Raw genomic sequence first — 6,985 nt, 5'->3', positions numbered from 1 at the left:
TGTTGGGCCGGCCGAGCGTCGTCCAAATGCAGCCGTAGCGCTCCTGCGCGGGCAGGGCGCGGCTTCTTCCGCCGTCGTTCAAGATTTCACGGATGACCGGCACTCCGGCCTCGTCGCGGCAGAGCTCGATGTCCTGGCCGAGCAGGCGTGTCACGACCGGAGCTTGTCCGAGTTCCGCGGCGGTCGCCACCGCGTACCATTCGTCGAGCGCCGCCCTGTCGGTCGTCTTCATGGCTCCGCTCCGTTCAGTCGGTCCATTGCCGGATGCCGCCGGCATTCTCGGCGAGGAAGGCCGCTCGCCGGGCAAAGAGGCCGGGCGCCACCTTACGGACTTCCGCGATGATTTCACCCAGATCGGCGGTCTTGAGCTCGCCATCCTCGACGACGATCTGGCCGTCGATCATCGTCATAGCCACGTCGCTGCCGCGCACGGCATGGACCAGATTGTGCTGCAGGTTGAAGTAGGGGCCTTCGCCGTAGAGGGGCGTCATGCGCGGCGTGTCGGCGCGGACCGCGATGATGTCGGCGCGTTTGCCGGGCTCGATCGAGCCGATCTCGGCGTCGAGCCCGATCGCCTTTGCCCCGGTGATCGTCGCCATGCGCAGCACCTGCCAGCTGTCCATGGCGGCGGCGTCGAGGTCCTTGAGCTTGCCGAGCAGGGAGGCGACCTTCATCTCCTCGAACATGTCGAAATTGTTGTTCTCCTTCTCGCCGTCCGTGCCGATGCCGACCGCGACGCCGGCGGCCAGCATCTCGCCGACCAGCGCGATGCCGCTGGCGAGCTTCATGTTGGAGACGGGGTTGTGCGCGACCGACACGCGGCGCTTCGCGATGAATTCGATCTCGGCGGAATCGAGCCATACGCCATGCGCGATCATGGCGAGCGGCGTTTCGAAGAAGCCGAGATCGTCTAGCACGTACATCGGCCGCTTGCCGTAGCGTCTCTCGAATTCGGCGAGCTCGATCCGGGCTTCGCTGCAATGGGTGTGGAAGCCGGTGCCGTGCTTCTTCGCCAGCTCCACGGCGCGGCGCTGCCCAGCCTCGTCGGCATAGAAGAGATGCTCGAGACCGACCCATACGTTGACGCGGCCGCCGGCCTTGCCATGCCACGTCTCGATCATCGCCTCGTTCATGTCGAGCGTGTCGAAATAGTTGTAGTCCGGATGCTCGCCGACATAGGGCACGGCGACGAGCCGGTTGCCGATCGCTTCCGCCGCCTTGGCGCTGCCCTCCATGAAGCGCCACATATCGACGACCGCGGTCGTGCCGCCGAGCACGGATTCGGCGTAGCACAGCCACGAGGCGGCTTCCGCCTCGTGCGGCTGCAGCACCCTGTGCATCGGGTTGATGTGCAGCGTCAGCCAGTCCCAGACCGGCAGATGCTCGGCCGTGCCGCGCAGGAAGCCGGAATGCGCATGCGCGTTGACGATGCCCGGCATCAGCACGCTGTCGGCGATTTTTTTCACCGGCGTCGACGGGTTGTCGGCCGAGATCTCCCGCAGCTTGCCGACCGCGGCGATGCGACCGTCCTCGATCAGCACGGCGCCGTCGGCGATGACGCTGTTGGTTGCGTCCATGGTGAGCAGATGGTCGCCTGCCAGGATCATGCTTTCACTCACTACGTTCCCCGTATCCGTTCGTGCCTCGTCCTCACAGCCAGGCAAGTTTCAGGCCGCCTGCAGGATGAAGTCGGCCGCGCGTTCCCCAATCATCGTTGCCGGCGCATGGGTGTTGCAGCTCGGTATGATCGGGATCACCGACGCATCGGCGACGGTGAGTCCGCCCATGCCGCGCACCGCGAGGCGGCTGTCGACCACGGCCTCCTCGTCCTCGCCCATGCGGCATGTGCCGCAGGTGTGGAAGAAGGTCGAGCAGGCGTCGCGGACGAAGGCAACCGTCTCCTTCCGCGACAGCCGCCGGTCGGGCGCGGCGAAGCCGGCGAAGACATGCGCGTTGGCGCGCGCGGCTGCCATCTCGATAACGGCCTCGACCGCCGTGACCATCGCCTCCAGATCCTCGGGCTCGGCGAGGAAGTTGGGCTGGATCTCCAGTGCGCCGCCTGGCCGGGCTTCCAGCAGGCGCAGATGGCCGACGCTCTTCGAGCGCATCACGCCCGCGCCGAAGGAGAAGACGTCGCCCGAAATCTCGTAGCGGGCGCGGATCGCCGGCTCGGCGCTGTTGCCCTGCACCGGGAAGGCATGAAGGTCGGCCTGTGGCAGGTCCGATCGCGATTTCCAGTTCACCATCGAGCCGCCGCTATTGCCGGTCACGGGCCCGAGCGGCCGTTTCGCCCGGAAGACGCAGGCCTGCGCCAGCGGATGATCCTGGAGGTTGCGGCCGACGCCGGAAAGCGCGTGAACGGTCGGGATGCCGATCCTGCCGAGCTCGGCCGGGTCGCCGATGCCAGCGAGCATCAGCAGGCGCGGCGTGTCGATGGCACCCAGCGCCAGCACGACCTGTTCTCGCGCGCGGTTCTCCCGCTCCGCTCCGCCGACGAGATGGCGCACGCCGGCGCACCGGCCGTTCTCCACCGTCAGCCCGACGGCAAGCGATTCGGTCAGGACGGTGAGGCGCGGATGGTCGAGGATCGGCAGCAGGTAGCCCTGCACGGCGCTCCAGCGCCGGCCGCCGGCGATGTTGAAGTTGGCGGGGGCGGCGCCTTCGTTGTCGGGACCGTTGGGATCGTCGATGACCGGGATGCCCAGCTCCGCCGCGCCGTCGATGAGCGCCTGCGCCACGGGGTGCATTTCGGCCGCGCGCTCGATGCGCAGCGGTCCGCCCGCGCCGCGCCATTCGCTGGCGCCGTCCCGCCAGTCTTCGCAGCGGCGGAAGTATGGCAGGCAGTCGGCGAAGCTCCAGCCCTTCGCGCCGGCGTCTTCCCAGGCATCGTAGTCGCGCGGATGGCCGCGATACCACATCATCGCATTGATGGCGCTGGAGCCGCCCAGCACCTTGCCGCGCGGGATGCCGATGGTGCGGCCGTTGACGTGGGGCGTGGGTGCGTAGTCGTAGCCCCAGTCATAGGCGCCGCGCCCAAGCGGCACCCATTGCGCCGGATCGTCGATCTCGGCGATGCCGATGCCGGCCGGCCCTGACTCGATCAGCAGCACCTCGGCGCCTGCGTCCACCAGCCGCCGCGTCACCGCTGCGCCGCCGGAGCCCGCGCCGACCACGATGACGTCGTAGGAAGGTTTGAGCGGCCTGGGGGGAATGGCTGGGGCGGAGGCGATCATGGGCCGACTTCAGTTGTGCTCGCTCGGACCCATGATGGTCATGCCTTCGGTCGCCTCGACATGGCGCACGAAGATGTATTTGTCCTCGCGGCCGTCGCTGTGCTTGCGCTTGATGTCGGGCTGCACCGTACCCGACACCTTTGCGACGATGATGTACGGCTTCCCGGCGGCCAACCCCGCCTTGCAGTGGGCGTCGAACTCGTCGAGCGTGCGCACCAGATAGGCGTCGTCGACCCCGGCGCCGCGGGCGATCGCGGCGAGGTCCACCCGGCCGAAGGCGGTGTGGGTCGGCGGGCCGCCGATCGACAAATACTGCTCGTTGTCCCAGACGACGACCAGCAGGTTCTTCGGCTGCTCATTGCCGAGCGTGGCGAGGATGCCGAGATTGAAGAGCAGGCCGCCGTCGGTGTCGAGCGAGACGATGCGGCGGTGCGGCAGGCCGGCCGCCAGCCCGAAGGCCTGGGGCGTCACGCAGCCGAGCTGCTGCTGGAAGAGGCTCGCCTCGCGCATGTGCGGCGCGGCGTTGTACCATTCGTCGACACTGCCGCCGAGCGACAGGATCACCAGCTCGTCCTTCAGCCGGGCAGCGAGCGCCTTCATGCAGTCGAAGCGTTTCATCGCACCACCTCGCCGCCGAGCGCGACCGCCGAATGGTAATAGGACGCGTAGGACCAGGAGTAGGCGTCGGCGATCGCCCGTTCGATCTTTTCCTCCTCGCGCACGACGCGGTAGGGGATGCGCAACGCGTCCAGCACCGGCTCCATGGTGATGCCGTGGGGGATGGCCCACCAGTTGTTCTCGCCGAGCTCGCCGCGGTAGCTCATTAGCATCACGACGGGGATGCCGGCGCCCAGGCCCATGCGCGCCAGCGGCTCGACCGAGGCCCTGAGTCCCGAGTTCTCCATCACCAGCGCGGCCCGCTTGCCCGACAGGAACACGCCGCCGCAGATGGCCGCGCCCTCGCCCTCATTGGTGACGCGGATCGTCCTGATGTCGGGATCGGCGTCGAGCGCCGGGTAAAGTTCCTTGAACAGCGAATCCGGCAGGTAGCAGACGATCGACACTCCTGCTCTTTTCAGACCGCGAATGACGGCGTACACCGCGCTTTTCTTCATGCGAATTCTCTCCTGCCGGCGCAGGTTCGCAGAAAAGGAGATGTTCCGAATAGTGCAAAAGCAAGCCGCAATACGATGCGCAAAACGCAACAACTGGCCGCGGTCGTCATCGACCGTTTCCGAGCCGCTCTACCGTCCGCGCCAGTTGCGTGGCAAAGGCGGAGGCCGCGTCCGACATCTCGCGCTCCGGCCGGGTCAGCAGCATCAGCCGGCGCGGCGGTATCTTGGCATCATGCAGCGGGACGAAGATCAGTGTGCCGTCGGCGACCTCCGCCTCGACGCCGATGCGCGTCTGCAGCACTGTGCCGAGATTGAGCTTGGCCAGCTCGATCATCAGTCCGATCGAATTGGTTCGGGAGCGCCGTGTCAGATCGATGATCGAGCGGCTGATAGCCTCCTCCACCGAAAGCCCCAGCGCCAGGCTGCCGTCTGACAGGATCACGCGCTCGCCGGAAAGGTCGAACAGCTTCAGCTCTTTGCGGCCGGCGAAGCGGCTGTCCGGATGCGCGACCACGCCGAGCGGCAGCGTGGCTGCCGCGATCTTGCGCACGCTGCGCGGCACCTGCACGTCGAAGGCGAGCGCAAGCTGGCAGTCGCCCTCCGCCACGGCATCGCACGCCTGCTGCGAACCCGCGACCCGCACGTCGACCGTGATCAGCGGGTGACGCTCCCAGAACTCCTTCAGCGCGGCCGGCATCAGGCCACGCGCGACGCTCTCGACCACGGTCACGGAGACGCCGCCGCGGTTGAGGCCGCGCAGGTCGTTGATCTCCGACCAGGCGCGGCCAAGCTCGGAGGTGCTCACCTTGGCGTGGTAGAGCAGCAGCTCACCCGCGCTGGTCAGCTTCAGGCGTTGCCGCACCCGCTCGAACAACGGCGTGCCGATCTCGTCCTCCAGCGCCTTGATGAGGCGGCTGATGGAGGACGGCGCGACGTTGAGCACCTGCGCGGTCTGCCGCACCGAGCCCAGCCGCGCCACCAGCTGGAAATAGTGGATACGCGGCGAGACGAGGCCGAGGCGATAGGGATCCACTCAGGCCGCCTCGAAGGCCGGCACGATTTCCATCTCCGGCACCAGCACGAGGCCCTTGTCGGTGATGCGTATCTCCGGGATCACGGAGAGCGGGATGAGGTAGAAGCCCATATAGGGGATGGAGCAGCCGGCCGCTTCCCATTCGCGCTTCAGCACCTTCATCTCCTCCGCAACCTCGGTGACGCGCTTGTCCGACAGAAGCCCGGCGATCGGCAGGTCGACCATCGCGGTCACCTTGCCGTCATGGACCACGCAGACGCCGCCCTGCTTCTCCTCGAGCGCGCGCAGCGCGACCTGCATGTCGGCCTCGTTGACCCCCGCGACGATAATGTTGTGGCTGTCATGCCCGACCGAGGATGCGACCGCGCCGCGCTTCAGCGCGAAGTTGCTGAGCAGCCCGTGCGCGACATTGCCGGCGGACTTGCCATGCCGTTCCACCACGGTCACGAAGCAGAGCCCGTGCCGGTCGAAATGCGTCTGCCAGTCGTTCGCCGGCTCGAGCGTGATCCGCTCGTGGCCGAGCGTGATGCCCGGCAGCTCGGTCCGGATGGTGTGCGCCACGACCTTTTCGGTCGGAAGGTCCGGGGTGAGCTTGATCGCCTTCGGCAGCTTCACCGTGTGGTAGGCCGCCTCGGGATAGCGGTAACGCTGCGACAGCGCTTGGTCGAGGACCGGCGTGATCCTGCGGTCTTCGACGACCAGTTCGCCGCCGTACCAGGTGTTCACCGGCTTGTAGGAATCGTCGAGCAGCATGAGGTCGGCCCGCCGCCCACCGCCCAGGCCCCCGATCTCGCCTTCCATGCCGAAGCGCGTGGCACCGTGCAGCGAGCCCATCGCCCAGGCCTGTTCCGGTTTCATGCCGGCTCTCATCGCCTCGCGCGTGACCCAATCGAGGCCGAAGAGCAGCAAATCGTCGGCATCCCGGTCGTCGGTGCACACGGCGACGCGCTTGTGCGAGGCGCCGAGCTCGGTGATCGTCTTGATCGCCTGCGGCAGCGAGTGCCACGGCGTCGTCGGCGGGCCGCCGCGCAGGAAGAGCCAAATGCCGGCTTCCAGCATGTCGTCGGCGATCTCGCGGTCGATCGCCTCGTGCGTGTCGGTCACGCCGGAAGCGGCATAGGCCGCCACGAATTCGCGGCCGTAGACGTGCCCTGAGACGGGGCGGCCGCGCTGGAGCGCCGCGGCGAGGATCGCATGGCTGCGCTCGTCGCCCATCGCCACCTGCACGAAGTCCATCTTTTCGCCGAGCGCCACCGCTTCCGGCCATTTGTCGAACAGCGCGCCGATCTTTTCCGCCGTCAGGTCGCCGCCGGCCGTTTCGAGTTGCGGTGAGGTGGCGGGCACTGTGCTGGGCACCGTCAGGAAGATCGACAGCGGCGCCTGGCGGGCATCCTCCAGCATCGCTTCGACGCCGGCCACGTCCATCACGTTGCCGATCTCGTGGCTGTCGCAGAAGATGGTCGTGGTGCCGTTGAGCAGCGCGGCCTCGGCATAGGCGCAGGCCGTCACCATCGACGATTCGATGTGGATGTGCGGATCGACCAGTCCCGGCGCGACGATGTCGCCCTTGGCCTGGTAGACCCTGGCGGCGGTCCCCTTGTAGG

6 protein-coding genes and 1 pseudogene are annotated in these 6,985 nt (G+C 67.5%); all 7 read right to left on the bottom strand.

Features of this window, described 5'->3' with window-relative positions:
- Positions 1 to 232, bottom strand: a pseudogene (locus EOA27_RS15455) (aromatic ring-hydroxylating dioxygenase subunit alpha); the annotation flags it as partial.
- 13 nt (positions 233 to 245) lie between these two features.
- Positions 246 to 1,619 carry an amidohydrolase gene (locus EOA27_RS15450; protein WP_126078777.1) on the bottom strand — a complete coding sequence of 458 codons (1,374 nt, stop codon included), beginning with the start codon at positions 1,617 to 1,619 and terminating at the stop codon, positions 246 to 248.
- Between the two features lie 48 nt (positions 1,620 to 1,667).
- Positions 1,668 to 3,233: a GMC family oxidoreductase N-terminal domain-containing protein gene (locus EOA27_RS15445; protein ID WP_126078776.1), complete on the bottom strand. Its 1,566-nt coding sequence runs from the start codon at positions 3,231 to 3,233 to the stop codon at positions 1,668 to 1,670.
- A 9-nt stretch (positions 3,234 to 3,242) separates the two neighbouring features.
- Complete coding sequence (locus tag EOA27_RS15440; RefSeq protein WP_126078775.1) at positions 3,243 to 3,851, bottom strand: thiamine pyrophosphate-dependent enzyme; 609 nt, start codon at positions 3,849 to 3,851, stop codon at positions 3,243 to 3,245.
- Positions 3,848 to 4,348, bottom strand: a complete 501-nt coding sequence (locus tag EOA27_RS15435) for a thiamine pyrophosphate-binding protein (RefSeq protein ID WP_126078774.1) — start codon at positions 4,346 to 4,348, stop codon at positions 3,848 to 3,850. Before EOA27_RS15435 ends, EOA27_RS15440 begins: the two co-directional genes overlap by 4 nt.
- Positions 4,349 to 4,454: 106 nt before the next feature.
- Positions 4,455 to 5,381, bottom strand: a complete 927-nt coding sequence (locus EOA27_RS15430) for a LysR family transcriptional regulator (protein ID WP_126078773.1) — start codon at positions 5,379 to 5,381, stop codon at positions 4,455 to 4,457.
- Positions 5,382 to 6,985, bottom strand: a 1,604-nt coding sequence (locus EOA27_RS15425) for an adenine deaminase C-terminal domain-containing protein (protein ID WP_127256616.1), incomplete at its 5' end; no start/stop codon positions are given.

The sequence above is a fragment of the Mesorhizobium sp. M2A.F.Ca.ET.037.01.1.1 genome (assembly GCF_003998075.1).
GTDB lineage: Bacteria > Pseudomonadota > Alphaproteobacteria > Rhizobiales > Rhizobiaceae > Mesorhizobium.
The sequence above is the reverse complement of the archived record's forward strand: the minus strand, read 5'-3'. Positions and strand labels throughout refer to the sequence as shown.

Bases quoted from the DNA above. Each gene is read 5' to 3' on its own strand.
- EOA27_RS15445 (WP_126078776.1), bottom strand. From the start codon at position 3,233: ATGATCGCCTCCGCCCCAGCCATTCCCCCCAGGCCGCTCAAACCTTCC.
- EOA27_RS15440 (WP_126078775.1), bottom strand. From the start codon at position 3,851: ATGAAACGCTTCGACTGCATGAAGGCGCTCGCTGCCCGGCTGAAGGAC.
- EOA27_RS15435 (WP_126078774.1), bottom strand. From the start codon at position 4,348: ATGAAGAAAAGCGCGGTGTACGCCGTCATTCGCGGTCTGAAAAGAGCA.